The 16,542-nt window shown below is 52.8% G+C and carries 14 protein-coding genes; 6 read left to right on the forward strand and 8 right to left on the reverse strand.

Features of this window, described 5'->3' with window-relative positions:
* Positions 1-6: 6 nt before the first annotated feature.
* The 4 genes from C0K55_RS00295 (at position 7) to C0K55_RS00310 (ending at position 5,998) form a co-directional block, all read left to right on the forward strand.
* Positions 7-2,286, forward strand: coding sequence for a DUF5682 family protein (locus C0K55_RS00295; protein WP_105266134.1), 2,280 nt, complete (start codon positions 7-9; stop codon positions 2,284-2,286).
* Complete coding sequence (locus tag C0K55_RS00300) at positions 2,279-3,379, forward strand: vWA domain-containing protein (RefSeq protein ID WP_105266133.1); 1,101 nt, start codon at positions 2,279-2,281, stop codon at positions 3,377-3,379. The genes C0K55_RS00295 and C0K55_RS00300 overlap by 8 nt, the downstream gene beginning before the upstream one ends.
* Before the next feature lie 32 nt (positions 3,380-3,411).
* The gene (locus C0K55_RS00305) at positions 3,412-5,430 is read left to right on the forward strand and encodes an SWIM zinc finger family protein (RefSeq protein ID WP_105266132.1); all 2,019 of its coding nucleotides are present in this window, start codon (positions 3,412-3,414) and stop codon (positions 5,428-5,430) included.
* Positions 5,431-5,536: 106 nt separating this feature from the next.
* A complete protein-coding gene (locus C0K55_RS00310) occupies positions 5,537-5,998 on the forward strand; it encodes a YehR family lipoprotein (RefSeq protein WP_001516693.1) in 462 nt (153 codons plus the stop codon).
* Between the two features lie 41 nt (positions 5,999-6,039).
* Here the strand turns inward: C0K55_RS00310 and C0K55_RS00315 are convergent, their stop codons facing one another.
* The 3 genes from C0K55_RS00315 to btsS are packed head-to-tail and all read right to left on the reverse strand — an operon-like array spanning position 6,040 to position 8,958.
* Entirely contained in the window at positions 6,040-6,510 is a 471-nt protein-coding gene (locus C0K55_RS00315) for a DUF1456 family protein (protein WP_001516694.1), read from the reverse strand.
* Positions 6,511-6,556: 46 nt separating this feature from the next.
* Positions 6,557-7,276 (reverse strand): two-component system response regulator BtsR, encoded by a 720-nt coding sequence (btsR, locus tag C0K55_RS00320; protein WP_001516696.1) that lies wholly within the window; start codon positions 7,274-7,276, stop codon positions 6,557-6,559.
* Positions 7,273-8,958 carry a two-component regulatory system sensor histidine kinase BtsS gene (gene btsS, locus C0K55_RS00325; protein WP_001516697.1) on the reverse strand — a complete coding sequence of 562 codons (1,686 nt, stop codon included), beginning with the start codon at positions 8,956-8,958 and terminating at the stop codon, positions 7,273-7,275. The genes btsR and btsS overlap by 4 nt, the downstream gene beginning before the upstream one ends.
* 225 nt (positions 8,959-9,183) lie before the next feature.
* On the opposite strand from btsS, the gene mlrA reads away from it, so the two are divergent.
* Positions 9,184-9,915 carry an HTH-type transcriptional regulator MlrA gene (gene mlrA / locus C0K55_RS00330; RefSeq protein ID WP_001240391.1) on the forward strand — a complete coding sequence of 244 codons (732 nt, stop codon included), beginning with the start codon at positions 9,184-9,186 and terminating at the stop codon, positions 9,913-9,915.
* Between the two features lie 59 nt (positions 9,916-9,974).
* Positions 9,975-10,082 carry a protein YohO gene (locus C0K55_RS00335; protein ID WP_001216965.1) on the forward strand — a complete coding sequence of 36 codons (108 nt, stop codon included), beginning with the start codon at positions 9,975-9,977 and terminating at the stop codon, positions 10,080-10,082.
* Here C0K55_RS00335 and C0K55_RS00340 read toward each other — a convergent pair.
* The 5 genes from C0K55_RS00340 to bglX all read right to left on the reverse strand — a co-directional run bounded on the left by C0K55_RS00340 (position 10,063) and on the right by bglX (position 16,352).
* On the reverse strand, positions 10,063-10,794 hold the full coding sequence (locus C0K55_RS00340; protein WP_105266131.1) for an ABC transporter permease: 732 nt from the start codon (positions 10,792-10,794) through the stop codon (positions 10,063-10,065). The two genes, C0K55_RS00335 and C0K55_RS00340, sit on opposite strands and share 20 nt — an antisense overlap.
* Positions 10,795-10,798: 4 nt before the next feature.
* Positions 10,799-11,725, reverse strand: a complete 927-nt coding sequence (yehX, locus tag C0K55_RS00345; RefSeq protein ID WP_000569388.1) for a glycine betaine ABC transporter ATP binding protein YehX — start codon at positions 11,723-11,725, stop codon at positions 10,799-10,801.
* Positions 11,718-12,875, reverse strand: a complete 1,158-nt coding sequence (locus C0K55_RS00350) for an ABC transporter permease (protein ID WP_105266130.1) — start codon at positions 12,873-12,875, stop codon at positions 11,718-11,720. The genes yehX and C0K55_RS00350 overlap by 8 nt, the downstream gene beginning before the upstream one ends.
* Before the next feature lie 6 nt (positions 12,876-12,881).
* The gene (gene osmF / locus C0K55_RS00355; protein ID WP_001131224.1) at positions 12,882-13,799 is read right to left on the reverse strand and encodes a glycine betaine ABC transporter substrate-binding protein OsmF; all 918 of its coding nucleotides are present in this window, start codon (positions 13,797-13,799) and stop codon (positions 12,882-12,884) included.
* A gap of 255 nt (positions 13,800-14,054) precedes the next feature.
* Positions 14,055-16,352 (reverse strand): beta-glucosidase BglX, encoded by a 2,298-nt coding sequence (gene bglX, locus C0K55_RS00360; RefSeq protein ID WP_105266129.1) that lies wholly within the window; start codon positions 16,350-16,352, stop codon positions 14,055-14,057.
* Positions 16,353-16,542 lie beyond the last annotated feature (190 nt).

Here is a 16,542-nt window from a genome sequence, read left to right on the forward strand (position 1 = left end):
AGATGCATGAGTGAGCCGTTAATTGTCGGCATCCGGCACCATAGTCCGGCCTGCGCCCGTCTGGTGAAATCGCTAATTGAAAGCAAGCAACCGCGATACGTGTTGATTGAAGGACCGGCCGATTTTAATGACCGGGTAGATGAACTGTTTTTAGTCCACCAGCTTCCGGTAGCCATATACAGTTATTGTCAGTATCAGGACGGTGTTGCCCCAGGGCGCGGTGCCTGGACCCCATTTGCCGAGTTTTCACCTGAGTGGCAGGCGCTACATGCTGCCCGCAGCATCCAGGCACAAACCTGGTTTATCGATTTACCTTGCTGGGCACAGAGTGAAGAAGATGAAGATGAACCTGTTGCGGCTAATAACCATCAGGCCTTACTGCTACTCGCTACCAGTATGGATAACAGCGATACCCTGTGGGATCACCTGTTCGAAGATGAAAGCCAGCAGTCCACACTTCAATCCGCTCTGGCGCAATACTTTGTGCAACTTCGTGGTAATGATGCGGGTGATTCGGTAAATCGCCAGCGCGAAGCCTTTATGGCCCGCTGGATTGCCTGGGCGATGCAGCAAAACAACGGCAATGTATTAGTCGTCTGCGGTGGCTGGCATGCCCCTGCACTGGAAAAATTGTGGCGCCAATATTCTCAGGAAGAGAGAAAACCCAGGCTACCCTCATTACCGGATGCAGTGACCGGTTGTTATCTGACGCCATACAGTGAAAAGCGCCTTGATGTGCTGGCGGGATACCTTTCAGGAATGCCTGCTCCGGTCTGGCAAAACTGGTGCTGGAAATTTGGTTTGCAACGCGCAGGTGAGCTGTTACTTAAAACGATTCTTACCCGTTTGCGCCAGCACCACTTACCCGCATCTACCGCTGATATGGCTGCCGCGCATCTACATGCGATGGCACTGGCACAATTGCGCGGTCACAGATTGCCGCTACGCAGTGACTGGCTGGATGCATTAGCCGGATCGCTTATTAAAGAGGCATTAAACGCGCCGTTGCCGTGGAGCTATCGCGGGGTCATTCATCCCGATACCGATCCAATTCTGCTAACGTTGATAGACACATTAGCGGGTGCCAGATTCGGTAAACTAGCCCCCTCCACGCCACAACCGCCGCTGCCAAAAGATGTCACGTCTGAACTGGAACGTACCGAAATCACTCTTCCGTCCAACCTGGCGTTAAATCGCTTTACCCCCTGCGGGCTGGTACAAAGTCAGGTGTTGCATCGGCTGGCGATACTGGAGATCCCGGGGATAGTGCGCCAGCAGGGAAGTACACTGACGCTTGCGGGTAACGGTGAAGAACAATGGAAATTAACCCTGCCGCTTAGCCAACATGCGGCATTGATTGAGGCCGCCTGCTTTGGTGCCACACTCCTGGAAGCCGCACGCAATAAATTAGAAGCCGATATGCTGGACACAGGAGGAATCGGCAACATCACCACATGTCTTAGCCAGGCGGCGTTAGCTGGTCTGGAGTCCTTCAGTCAGCAATTACTGGAGCAACTCACATTATTAATCGCCCAGGAAAATCAGTTTGCCGAAATGGGTCAGGCGCTGGAAGTGCTTTATGCCTTGTGGCGTCTGGATGAGACTGGCGGTATGCAAGGGGCGCTAATACTGCAAACCACACTGTGTGCGGCGATAGATCGAACGTTGTGGTTATGTGAATCCAACGGCAGGCCGGACGAAAAAGAATTTCACGCCCATTTGCATAGCTGGCAGGCGCTGTGCCATATCCTGCGCGATCTCCATTGTGGCATTCAACTGCCAGGTGTTTCGCTTTCCGCCGCCCTGGCCTTACTGGAGCGCCGCAGTCAGGCGATTCATGCCCCGGCGCTGGATCGCGGCGCGGCTCTCGGGGCGCTGATGCGTCTGGAACATCCCAACGCCAGTGCCGAAAGCGCACTGGATATGCTGGCGCAATTATCCCCGACTGAGTCAGGCGAAGCCCTACATGGTTTGCTGGCGCTGGCTCGCCATCAACTGGCTTCTCAGCCTGCATTTATCGCCGGTTTCAGCACTCATTTGAATCAACTTAGCGACGCCGATTTTATTAACGCTCTGCCCGATTTACGTGCAGCGATGGCCTGGCTACCGCCTCGAGAACGCGGGGCGCTGGCGCATCAGGTGCTTGAGCATTACCAACTGGCGCAGCTCCCCGTCCCGGCACTGCAAATGCCGTTACATTGTCCACCGCAAACCATTGCTCATCATCAACAACTGGAACAGCAGGCACTGGCGTCACTGCAACACTGGGGAGTTTTCCATGTCTGAACTGAACGACCTTCTGACTACCCGTGAGCTACAGCGCTGGCGATTGATTCTTGGTGAAGCGGCTGAAACTACCCTTTGCGGTCTTGATGGCAACGCCCGACGGATAGACCACGCCCTGGAGTGGCTATACGGGCGCGATCCTGAGCGCATTCAACGCGGTGAACGGCACGGAGGGCTGGGCAGTTCAACTCTCACAACGCCCGAGTGGATCAATGATATTCACACGCTCTTCCCACAGCAGGTAATTGAGCGACTGGAAAGCGACGCCGTGCTGCGCTATGGCATAGAAGATGTGGTGACAAATCTTGAAGTGCTGGAACGCATGCAACCTTCCGAAAGCCTGCTACGCGCCGTATTGCACACTAAACATCTGATGAATCCCGAGGTGCTGGCAGCCGCTCGCAAGATAGTGCACCAGGTTGTTGAAGAAATTATGGCGCGGCTGGCCAAAGAAGTTCGTCAGGCTTTTTCTGGTGTGCGTGACCGCCGTCGCCGCTCGCATATTCCCCTGGCGCGCAATTTCGATTTCAAAAGTACCCTGCGGGCCAACCTGCAGCACTGGGACCCCAAACGCGGCAAGTTGTATATCGAATCACCCCGCTTTAACAGTCGCATTAAGCGCCATAGTGAACAATGGCAACTGGTTTTACTGGTCGATCAAAGCGGATCGATGGTTGATTCAGTGATCCACTCAGCAGTGATGGCGGCCTGTTTATGGCAATTACCCGGCATTCGCACCCATCTGGTGGCATTTGATACCAGCGTCGTAGATCTCACTGCCGACGTTGCCGACCCGGTAGAGTTATTAATGAAAGTGCAACTGGGCGGTGGAACGCATATCGCCAGTGCAGTGGAGTACGCCCGTCAACTTATTGAACAACCAGGTAAAAGCGTGATTGTTCTGGTAAGCGATTTTTATGAAGGCGGAACATCGTCATCACTCATCCACCAGGTGAAGCAGTGTGTTCAAAGCGGCATCAAGGTGCTGGGGCTGGCGGCGCTCGACAGCACAGCAACCCCCTGTTATGACCGGGATATGGCCCAGGCATTGGTCAATGTCGGTGCACAAATAGCTGCCATGACGCCGGGTTAACTGGCTTCCTGGCTGGCGGAGAATCTTCAGTCATGAATTCACTACGCCCGGAATTATTAGAACTGACGCCACAGGCACTGACAGCGTTAAGTAATGCCGGTTTTGTTAAGCGCAGCCTTAAGGAACTGGAAAATGGCAATATCCCAGAAATTAGCCATGAGAGCGGCACACTGATCGCCACTTTCAGTGACGGTACACGCTGCCAACTGGCAAACGGTCAGGCTCTGAAAGAGGCCCAGTGTAGCTGCGGGGCCAGCGGCATGTGCCGCCATCGCGTGATGTTGGTGTTAAGTTATCAGCGACTTTGTGCTACCCCTCAGCCCACGGAAAAAGCAGAGGAATGGCCCCCGGCAATCTGGCTGGAAGAACTGACTACCCTGCCCACTGCCACGCACAAACGCGCACAATCCCTGGTCGCCAAAGGTATAACTATTGAACTGTTCTGCGCGCCAGGCGAAATTCCCTCTGCCCGCTTACCGATGAGCGATGTGCGTTTTTATTCCCGCAGCAGTATTCGTTTCGCCCGTTGTGATTGCATTGAAGGAACGCTGTGCGAACACGTGGTACTGGCAGTGCAGGCATTCGTCCAGGCCAAAGCACAGCAGGCAGAATTTTCTCATTTGCTCTGGCAGATGCGCAGCGAACAAATCGCATCAAATGACGATCCATTTGCCAGCGATGAGGGCAAAGCCTGTCGTAAATATGTCCAGCAATTAAGTTACGCGTTATGGCTGGGGGGGATCAGCCAGCCGTTAATTCATTACGAGGCAGCATTCAGCCGCGCCCGGCAAGCGGCAGAAGCCTGCAACTGGCGATGGGTAAGTGAATCGCTACGGCAACTGCGTGCCAGCGTTGATGCGTTCCACGCCCGCGCCAGCCACTATCACGCAGGAGAATGTTTGCGCCAGCTTGCAGCATTAAACAGTCGGTTAGCCAGTGCACAAGAGATGGTACGACGTGACTGTGTCGGTGAAGTACCGCCCATGCCGTGGCGCACGGTCGTTGGCGCAGGGATTGCCGGAGAAGCAAAACTGGATCATCTGCGGCTGGTGTCATTAGGTATGCGTAGCTGGCAAGACTTCCAACAGTATGGTTTACGGATCTGGTTCACCGACCCCGACACCGGTAGTATTTTGCACCTTTCACGCAGTTGGCCGAGAAGTGAACAGGAAAACGCGCCTGCGGCAACGCGTCGGCTATTTACCTTTCAGGCAGGGGCGCTGGCGGGAGGGCAAATCGTCTCACAAGCAGCGAAACGCAGTGCCGAAGGTGAGCTGTTGTTAGGTACGCGCAACCGCTTAAGCAGCGTCGTTCCACTGTCTCCGGATGCGTGGCAAATGCTGAGTGCGCCGCTGCGCCAGCCGGGAATCGTAGCGTTACGGGAATACTTACGCCAGCGCCCGCCAGTCTCCGTTCGCCCGCTTAATCAGGTGGATAATTTATTTATTCTGCCTGTGGCTGAGTGTATTTCACTTGGCTGGGACAGCAGCCGCCAGACACTGGATGCGCAGGTAATCAGTGGCGAAGGCGAAGATAATGTGCTGACGTTATCACTGCCAGCCTCTGCCAGCTCACCCTTTGCCGTTGAACGCATGGCGTCCCTGTTACGACAGCAAGATGATCCCGTGTGTCTGGTTTCTGGATTCGTCAGTTTTACCGAAGGACAGTTAACGCTGGAGCCACGGGTGATGATGACCCAATCTCGCGCCTGGGCGCTGGATGCAGAAACTGCGTCTGTGGCACCGCTACCTTCCGCCAGCGTTCTTCCTGTGCCGTCCACCGCTCATCAGTTGTTGATGCGCTGCCAGTCATTATTAATTCAGGTGCTACATAACGGCTGGCGCTATCAGGGGCAAAGTGTCATCAGTCAGGTCGGCTTGCTGGTAAATGAGTTGACCGGGGCGGGCTTTTACCGGCTGGCACATTTGTTGAATCAATTGCGTACTACAGAGGGAGAGGCTCTGGGTGAAACATTAAACAACTGCGTTTTACTCTGTGAACAGTTGTTACTGATGCTCGGGCAACAAGGGGGGAAAAATGCTTTTTATTAAGAGTTCTACTCCATTTCCGGACTGCTCAAGACGAGGTATAAAGAATATTCTATAGCGCCCTGGTGAGAGTCACCAGTTTTCTGATCTTGATAAAATGGAGTTTTACATGAAGGCTTTCAACAAGCTGTTTTCCCTCGTTGTTGCATCTGTTCTGGTTTTCTCTCTCGCTGGCTGTGGTGACAAAGAAGAATCAAAGAAATTTAGTGCCAATCTGAACGGTACTGAAATTGCCATTACCTATGTCTACAAAGGCGACAAGGTACTTAAGCAATCTTCAGAAACTAAAATTCAGTTCGCATCCATCGGTGCGGCTAACAAAGAAGATGCAGCTAAAACGCTTGAGCCGTTAAGCGCAAAATATAAAAACATTGCTGGCGTTGAAGAAAAATTAACTTTTACAGATACTTACGCACAGGAAAACGTAACTATCGATATGGAGAAAGTTGATTTTAAAGCCCTGCAGGGTATTTCTGGCATCAACATTTCTGCTGAAGATGCCAAAAAAGGCATCACTATGGCGCAAATGGAACTGGTGATGAAAGCCGCAGGCTTTAAAGAAGTGAAATAATCTGTCGGCGGCCATGTTCTTACATGGCCGCCATATCCGTCTTAGCTTTTCTTCACATGCTGGCGCGCTGCCAGCCCTCGCAGAAAATAACGCAAGAATTGATCGCCGCATTCGCGGAAGTTTTTATGATCCGGTGCGCGCATCATTGCAGTAATTTCCGGCATGGAAACACGGAACTGCTGTTCGGTGAGGATCGCCAGAATGTCATCGGTTTTCAGCGAAAACGCGATGCGCAATTTTTTCAGCACAATGTTGTTATTAATACGACGTTCCGGCTCCAGTGCCGGTGCAGACTCATCCCTGCCGCGTTTTTCATAAATCAGGCCATTCAGGAATGAAGACAAAATAATGTCCGGGCAACGTTGAAATCCCTCTTCGTCTTCTTTACGCAGCCAGATAGCGATCTGATCGGCGGTAGCTTCAACATTGCTCAGCGCGAGAATACGCACCAGGTCGTTATTATTGGCTTTTAAAATGTAGCGCACGCTGCGCAGAATATCGTTACTTAGCATGAGGCCTTCAGGTGTTGATGAGGCAAAAAGCCATTTTAGCAGTCTTTTACAGGCCAATCGCCTCTTTTAAACTTTTCAGATAACGACGGCTGACCGGAACGGTTAAGCCATTACGCAAAATCAACTCCGCCTGGCCGTTATCCTCCAGACGAATCTCCTGCAAATGCGCGAGGTTAACCAGATACTGCCGATGACAACGCAGTAGCGGCGTACGACTCTCCAGGGTGCGTAAAGTCAGTTCAGTGAAGCCCTCTTTACCTTCGTGACTGGTGACGTAAACACCGCTCATCCGACTGCTGACAAATGCCACATCTTTCATTTGCAACAAATAAATACGGCTGTGACCGGTACAAGGGATAAATTTCAGTCCTTGCTGATTCTCCGACAACAAGGAAACATCCTGCTTGCTGCGTTCCTGACGCAGGCGGGTCAGGGATTTCTCCAGCCGCGCTTCATCAATCGGCTTCAGTAGATAATCAAAAGCATGTTCTTCAAAGGCTTTAATGGCGTATTCATCAAACGCAGTCAGAAAAACGATATATGGACGATGTTCCGGGTCGAGCATCCCCACCATTTCCAGACCACTGATGCGCGGCATCTGGATATCGAGAAACAGCACATCCGGGCGCAGTTTATGCACCGCGCCAATCCCTTCCACGGCGTTTGAACACTCACCGACGATTTCAATATCGCTCTGCTCTTGCAAAAATACGCGCAGGTTTTCCCGTGCTAACGGTTCATCATCGACAATTAAGACTCTAATCATGCCTCATCCCTCCATGGCAGTCGTAACGTTATTCGGGTGTAACTATCAGGCTCACAGGCGACGCTGATCCCATAGTCATCGCCAAACCGTTCACGTAAACGCTTATCCACCAGATTCATCCCCAGCCCGCTGGCATTGGTTACCGGTTGATACAAACCGGCATTATCTTCGATCTCCAGCATTAAATGTTGCCCTTCACGGCGCGCGCTAATTGCCACTCTCCCGGTATCCAGTAGTTGCGATGTCCCATGTTTAATGGCGTTTTCGACTATCGGTTGTAGGGTAAACGCGGGCAACTGCTGCTGGGATAATTCCTCCGGAATAGAAATATTGACCTGCAAGCGCGACTGAAAACGCGCCTTTTCAATTTGCAGATAAGCGTTCACATGTTCAATCTCGTCAGCGAGAGTAACAAACTCCGAAGGCCGCTTTAAGTTTTTGCGGAAAAAAGTAGAAAGATACTGCACCAGTTGACTGGCCTGCTCACTGTCGCGGCGGATCACCGCTTTAATGGTATTAAGCGCATTGAACAGGAAATGGGGATTCACCTGGGCGTGTAACAGCTTGATTTCCGACTGCGTAAGCATCGCTTTTTGCCGCTCATACTGCCCGGCGAGGATCTGCGCCGAAAGGAGTTGTGCGATCCCCTCACCCAGCGTGCGGTTGATCGAACTGAACAGGCGGTTTTTCGCTTCATACAATTTGATGGTTCCCACCACCCGCTGATTTTCGCCACGCAATGGAATAACCAGCGTTGAACCTAACTTGCACTGCGGGTGCAGAGAACAACGGTAAGGCACTTCGTTGCCGTCGGCGTACACCACTTCGCCGGTTTCTATCGCTTTTAAGGTGTACGTAGAAGAGATTGGCTTACCGGGCAGATGGTGATCATCGCCAATTCCGGTAAACGCCAGCAGTTTCTCACGATCGGTAATCGCCACCGCCCCAATATCCAGCTCTTTATAGAGCACTTGCGCCACTTTCATGCTGTTCACTTCATTAAAGCCCTGGCGCAAAATCCCTTCTGTCGAGGCTGCCACTTTCAGCGCCGTGGCAGAAAAAGCCGAAGTGTATTTTTCAAACATCGCGCGCTTATCAAGCAAAATGCGCATAAACAGCGCCGCGCCCACGGTGTTGGTTACCATCATCGGCGCAGCGATATTACTCACCAGACGCACGGCGTCTTCATAAGGTCGGGCAATCGCCAGAATAATCAGCATCTGCACCATTTCCGCGACGAATGTAACAGCACCTGCGGTAATCGGATTAAAGACTTTATCGGTGCGCCCGCGACGGATCAGGATGCTGTGTACCAGCCCCCCGAGCAAACCTTCGACGATGGTCGAGATCATGCAACTCAGCGCGGTCATGCCTCCCATCGAGTAACGATGTAACCCGCCGGTCAGACCAACCAGCCCGCCCACCACCGGGCCGCCCAGTAAGCCGCCCATCACCGCGCCAATCGCCCGGGTGTTGGCAATAGAATCGTCAATGTGCAGCCCGAACCAGGTGCCCATGATGCAGAAGATGGAAAAGACAATATAGCAGAGAAATTTATGCGGCAGACGAACCGTGACCTGCATTAATGGTATGAATAATGGCGTTTTACTCATTAACCACGCGATAACCAGAAAAACGCACATCTGCTGAAGCAGCAGCAACACCAGATTAAAATCGTACATACCCGCAAACCACAGATCCCTTAAACATGCGTAACATACATTGCCTGCGTTTAACTTTCTTTGAACTCTTGCAGAAAAATGAGAATTCGTGATTACGATCACTCAAAACAATCTGGCAAAAACAAAATCACCCTGAAGATGAACAAAAAACGGGCAAAACTACCTGGTTCGCAAAACTACGTCTAAAGTTAAACCGGGACCTCGCGAGCAAGGGTGGTAGGATGGATGGCGCTTTACACAATTGGTGAAGTGGCGTTGCTTTGTGATATCAATCCTGTCACGTTACGCGCGTGGCAGAGACGTTACGGATTGCTGAAACCACAGCGGACCGACGGCGGTCATCGCCTGTTCAACGATGCGGATATCGACCGGATCCGGGAGATCAAACGCTGGATCGACAACGGCGTGCAGGTGAGCAAAGTCAAAATGCTACTCAGTAATGAAAATGTTGATGTGCAGAACGGCTGGCGCGATCAGCAAGAAACTCTGCTTAATTACCTGCAAAGCGGCAATCTGCAAAGTCTGCGAATGTGGATCAAAGAGCGCGGTCAGGATTATCCCGCTCAGACCCTCACCACACATCTGTTTATTCCTCTGCGCCGACGGCTTCAGTGTCAGCAGCCAACCCTCCAGACGTTGCTGGCGATCCTTGATGGCGTGTTGATCAACTACATCGCCATTTGTCTGGCCTCGGCACGTAAAAAACAGGGCAAAGATGCGCTGGTCGTCGGCTGGAATATTCAGGACACCACCCGCCTGTGGCTGGAAGGCTGGATCGCCAGCCAACAGGGATGGCGTATTGATGTTCTCGCTCACTCGCTCAATCAGCTACGCCCGGAACTGTTCGAAGGCCGAACATTATTGGTATGGTGCGGTGACAACCAGTCTCCCGCCCAGCAGCAGCAACTTACCCACTGGCAAGAGCAAGGACATGATATTTTTCCGCTTGGCATTTAATGATTCGTTAACAAATGCGCTTTACTGTACAATCCTTTCGTTAACATAAGGAGTGCATTATGCGCATAGCTAAAATTGGGGTTATCACTCTGTTCCTGTTGATGGCGTTAGGCGGTATCGGTGGCGTCATGCTCGCAGGTTATACCTTTATTTTGCGTGCTGGTTAAGTCGCTGCACCAGCCGTTCAAACAGGCGGTCTACGATGATCGCCGCCAGTGCCACCAGCAACGCCCCCTGAATGACATAAGCGGTATTAAATCCGCTAAGTCCGATGATGATCGGCGTTCCCAGCGTGCTGGCCCCGACCGTTGAGGCGATGGTCGCCGTGCCAATGTTGATAATCACCGAAGTCCGCACGCCAGCCAGAATCACTGGTGCGGCCAACGGTAACTCCACTTTACGCAATCGCTGACTCCGGCTCATTCCCATACCTTTGGCAACGTCTGTCACGCTATCATCAATCGCTCCCAGTCCGGCAAGTGTCGCCTGTAAGATGGGCAATACACCATAAAGGATCAGCGCAATAATCGCTGGCTGCAGACCAAACCCCATCACCGGAACGGCAATCGCCAGTACCGCTACGGGTGGAAAAGTCTGCCCAACGGCGGCTATGTTTTCCACCATCGGGCGAAACTCCGCACCCCACGCGCGAGTGACCGCAATTCCTGCACCGACGCCAATAGCCACGGCAAACAAACTTGAGATCCCCACCAGCCAGAAATGGGCCAGCGCCAGGGAAGCAAAACTTTCTTGCTGATAAACAGGCCGCGGCAGTTGTGGGAATAAGGCACCGAACAGCGGCTGGCTGTATGGCAGCCAGAAAATCAGCGCCACAAACAGGGCAATCAACCAGAAAAGCGGATCGCGCACTATTTTCATGCGATTACGCCTCCATCAGCAGATCCTGAAAATGCAGTGTGCCGCAAGGTTGGCCTTGAGCGTTAACCACCGGCAGCACTTCACAGCCACGGGCGACAAACAATGAGAGTGCATCACGTAGCGTCATCTCTTCTGCCAGCGCCTCACCTTCAGCACGTTCGTTGCGGCGCACATAATCGGTCACACTGCGTAACGATAACAGGCGCACGCCCAGCTCGCTGTGACCAAAAAACTGGCGCACAAAATCATTCGCCGGACGGGTAAGCATCGCCAGCGGATTGCCCTGCTGCACCACTTCACCATGATCCATCAGCACCAGATGCTCCGCCAGGCGCAGCGCCTCATCGATATCGTGAGTCACCAGCACAATGGTGCGCCCCAGCAAACGGTGAATGCGCGTCATCTCTTGTTGCAACGCGCCGCGCGTTACCGGATCCAGTGCGCCAAACGGTTCATCCATCAGCAAGACTTGTGGATCGGCAGCCAGTGCACGGGCAACCCCCACGCGCTGCTGCTGACCGCCGGAAAGCTGATGCGGATAACGCTCGCGTAAATTTGCCTCCAGCCCCAGTAGCGCCATTAATTCGTCGATACGATCGTCAATTCGCGCCCGCGACCATTTTTGTAATTGCGGTACGGTGGCGATATTTTGCGCCACGCTCCAGTGGGGAAATAAACCTATCGACTGAATGGCGTAGCCCATTCGGCGGCGCAGCTCCAGCACTGGCAGCGAACGAATCTCTTCTCCGGCAAAACGGATCACGCCACTGTCGTGCTCCACCAGGCGGTTGATCATCTTCAGAGTGGTTGATTTACCGGAGCCTGACGTGCCAATCAGCACCGAAAAGCTCCCCTCCTGAAAATTGAGATTGAGATCGTTAACGGCCTTTTGCGTGCCGAACTGTTTGCTGACATGGCTAAATTCAATCATGACTTTTCACCTTCAGCAGTGCGATAACCAAATCGAACAGCGCGTCGATCAGCACCGCCAGTACAATCACCGGGATCACCCCCAGCAACACTAAATCAATGGCACTGCTTAACAGTCCCTGAAAAACCAGCGCACCAAAACCGCCCGCGCCAATTAACGCCGCAATCACCGCCATACCGACGGTCTGCACCATTACCACCCGCAGACTGCGCAGAAATACTGGCAGCGCCAGAGGTAACTGGACATGAAGGAGTCGCTGCCCCCCGCTCATGCCCATTGCTCTGGCGCTTTCCAGCACATCGCCCGGGATCTGGTTCAAGCCCACTACCACGCCGCGCACCAGCGGCAACAAGGCATAGAGCACCAGGGCAATCAATGCTGGCGTCATGCCTGTTCCTGCTATGCCGAGCGTCCCCAGCCACGGAAAGGTAGCGGCCAGTCCGGCAAGCGGTGCGATCAACAAACCAAACAGCGCCACCGAAGGCACGGTCTGAATGACATTGAGTAAAGAAAAAATCGCCCCCTGCCGCGCGGTGGAAAAGTAGCACCAGACGCCCAATGGTACGCCGATAACCAGCGCAGGCAGTACCGAACCAAACAGCAGTGCCAGATGTTGAGCCAGTGCATCATCGAATACATCCTGACGGTTGGCATACTCTTTCATTAACGAAAGATCGTTAAGCGTGCCAGAGAACAGTAACCACAACGGAATAATGGCGATCTGAATATGCAGCAACCAGCGCCATAGCGGATGCGTGGAAATTCGCCGGATAGCATCGCTACAGGCCAGCAGCGCCAACGCCGCAGCCAGCCAGAAGCCACTGCCGAGGCTGGTACGCGCCAGGGCGCTACCACTTTGCGCCAGTTGCGTCGCGGCTTTTCCTGCCCCCCATACCAGCAAAATAAACACCAGTTGCGCGAGGAGAAAAGCAAAAATGCTGCCTTTTCTTCCGGGAACGAAACAAGCAGTCAGCCATGCGCAACCAACGCCCACCAGCATCCAGATGGTTTGCGGCCACAACTGCCAGAGTTGTCGACCTTCACCAGAAACTAATCGGTTAGGTGCGTAACTGATAAACGGCAACGCCGCTGCTATTGCCATCAGTAACAGCAGCAACGCCAGAACAGAGTTAATACGAAGATGCGCCACGGGAAATTACTTCGTCCACCCTTTTTGTTTCAGGTAGTCGGCAGCCACTTTTTTCGCGTCCAGCCCTTCTACAGCAATACTGGCATTCAATTGCTGCAACGTCTTTTCATCGAGGCTGGCGAAGACAGGCTGTAGCCACTGCGCCATTTGCGGATACTCTTTCAACACCGACGCACGCACCACTGGCGCAGGCGCGTAAATTGGCTGGACACCTTTCGGATCGCTTAATGTTTGTAGCCCCAGCGCTGCTACCGGGCCGTCAGTACCGTAGGCCATCGCCGCATTAACGCCGGACGTTTGCTGGGCTGCGGCTTTAATCGTCACTGCCGTGTCGCCACCTGCCAGTGACAGCAACTGCTCCTGATCGAGTTTAAATTCATAGGCTTTTTCAAAAGCGGGCAGCGCATCGGCGCGTTCAATAAACTCTGCCGAGGCCGCCAGTTTAAAGGTGCCACCGTCTTTCAGATAACGACTGAGATCGGCAAGCGAAGTGAGTTTGTTTTTTTCTGCCATATCCTGACGCACGGCGATGGTCCAGGTGTTATTCGCAGGTGCGGGCGTCAGCCAGATTAACTGGTTTTGCTCTGCATCGAGTTTTTTGACCTTCTCGTAGCCTTGTTGCGCGTTTTTCCATGCCGCATCGTTTTCATCTTTAAAGAAGAAAGCACCATTGCCGGTGTATTCCGGGTAAATATCCAGTTCGCCCGAAGTAATCGCCCCGCGCACCACTGGCGTGGTGCCAAGCTGGACTTTATTTACCGTGGGAACGCCGTGGTTTTCCAGCACCTGCAAAATGATGTTGCCGAGCAGTGCGCCTTCGGTATCGATTTTCGAACCGACTTTAACGGGGGAAGCCGCCTGTAGCGGCAGGCTCACGGCGGCTATCAAAACCAGTGAACCGGCCTGGAGCTTTGAGAGTGGCATGATGCTTTCCTCATTCTTTTACTGTTATTTTCAGAGAATTAAGAAAAAAGCATAGTTGATAATGACGGGATTAGCCTGACAGGACGAATTCAGTGGCAGAATCAGATAAATACTGAAGAGGGAAATACTGCCCGCGTTTTTTTGCCGGATGCGGCGCGAGCGCCTTATCCAGTCTACGGGGTGTTTGCAACCTGTAGGCCTGATAAGCGCAGCGCATCAGGCAAAGGGCGCAAACGTCGCGCCCTTCATAAAGAGTTACAGCAACTCAAACTCGCCTTTCTTAACGCGTGCGGAATCAGTGCCGATAAAGACGTTGAACTTGCCGGGTTCGGCGTCATATTTCATCTGCTGATTCCAGAACTTCAACGCCTCAATATCGATCGGGAAGCTGACGGTTTGGGTTTCACCCGGTTTCAGGGTGATTTTCTCAAAGCCTTTCAGTTGTTTCACCGGACGGCTCATGGAAGCCGTCACATCCTGCAAGTACATCTGGACAACCGTCGCCCCTTCGCGTTTGCCGGTATTTGTCACCTGCACTCTGGCGGTCACTTTGCCGTCACGCTTCATGGTCGGCGCAGAAAGTTTCACATCAGAGACGGTGAAAGTGGTATAGCTCAGACCATAACCGAACGGATAAAGCGCCCCGTTTGCTTCATCGAAATAACGTGAAGTGTATTTGTTTGGCTTGTCGGCGTTATACGGACGCCCCGTGTTCAGATGGCTGTAATAAACCGGAATCTGCCCGACAGAACGCGGGAAGGACATCGGCAGCTTGCCAGACGGGTTGTAATCGCCAAACAGCACATCGGCAATCGCATTCCCGCCTTCAGTACCGGCAAACCAGGTTTCCAGAATCGCGTCGGCTTGCTGATCTTCTTTCACCAGCGCCAGCGGGCGACCGTTCATTAACACCAGCACCAACGGTTTACCAGTGGCTTTCAGGGCAGCAATCAAATCGCGCTGGCTTTGCGGGATGGTGATATCGGTACGGCTGGAGGCTTCGTGCGCCATCCCCTGAGCTTCACCGACCACAGCCACCACCACATCAGCTTGTTTCGCGGTCTGCACCGCTTCATCAATCATCTCTTGCGGCGAGCGCGGATCGACTTTTACCGCTTCTTCATACTGATTCAGGAAGTCTATAATGCCTTTATCACTGGTAACGTTCGCACCTTTGGCGTACAGCACTTTACCGTTTTCACCAACGGCATTTTTAATCCCGGTTAGCACAGTCACGGATTGATCGACGACACCTGCTGCCGACCAGCTTCCCATTACGTCACGTTTGCTGTCTGCCAGTGGGCCAACCACCGCAATGGTTGCTGATTTTTTCAGCGGTAACGTTTCGAGACGGTTTTTCAGCAACACCAGGCTTTCGCGCGCCACTTCACGTGCTTCTTTGCGGTGCAAACGGCTTTCGGCATTGGTATCCGCCGGGTCAGACTCTTTCGGCCCAAGATGGCTGTACGGATCGTTAAACAACCCCATATCGTATTTAACGTTCAACACGTGGCGAGTGGCGTCATCCAGTTCTTCCATCGTCACTTTGCCGGATTTGATCAAACCAGGCAGATACTTCGAGTAATACTCGTCACTCATGCTCATATTGATACCGGACTTAAGCGCCACCCGCACCGCATCTTCCGGGTCTGCCGCCGTGCCGTGTTTGATCAGCTCTTTGATTGCACCATGATCGGAAACCGTGATGCCTTTAAAACCCCACTGATCGCGCAGAACATCTTTCAGCAACCAGGAATCGGAAGTTGCCGGTGTACCATTGAGCGAGTTCAGCGCCACCATCACCGCGCCGCTGCCTGCATCCAGCCCCGCTTTGTACGGCGGCATATAATCATTAAACAGACGCTGCGGACTCATATCGACGGTGTTGTACTCTTTACCGCCTTCTACCGCACCGTAAGCAGCGAAGTGTTTAACGCTGGTCATCACCGAGTAGCGATCTGCCGGACTTTTGCCCTGCATCGCTTCAACCATAGTTTTACCCATAATTGAGGTGAGATACGTATCTTCGCCAAAACCTTCGGAAGCTCGTCCCCAGCGCGGATCGCGCGAGACGTCGACCATCGGCGCCCAGGTCATGTTCAGGCCATCGTCTGCCGCTTCATAAGCTGAAACGCGCCCCACGGTTTTCACTGCATCGAGGTTAAAAGAGGACGCCAGACCAAGGCTAATCGGGAAAACGGTACGCTGACCGTGCAGCACGTCGTAGGCAAAGAAGAGAGGAATTTTCAGGCGGCTTAGTTCCATCACCTGATCCTGCATGGCGCGGATATCCTGGCGAGTCACGGTGTTAAAAATCGCCCCCACCTGCCCATCTTTGATCATCTCGCGGATCGCCTCTTTCGGGTTATCCGGGCCAACGCTGATTAAACGAAGCTGACCAATTTTCTCATCAACCGTCATTTTCTTGAGCAGATCGGTGACGAATGCATCCCGCGCTTCGGGCGTTAATGGATGGTTGCCGAACAAATCATCCGCCAGTGCTGGTTGTAGGGCCAGACTCACCGCGATACCTACTGAACATAGCCATTTCATATGGATTTTTCTTCCTCTGTTGCCCGACGTGGCAGCGAAAATGGTGCAAAAACCGTAGTTTGCCATAAGCATGATGGAGAGAGAAAAAGAATGCTCTGTTTATTGTCTGAATTTTCAAAATATTCACTCGCTGAATTGTCGTACAAGGCGCTATTCTAGTTTGTGATGTTTTTTCGCCACCACAAGGAGT

It is taken from the genome of Escherichia sp. MOD1-EC6098 (genome assembly GCF_002965865.1).
Taxonomy (GTDB): Bacteria; Pseudomonadota; Gammaproteobacteria; order Enterobacterales; family Enterobacteriaceae; genus Escherichia; species Escherichia marmotae.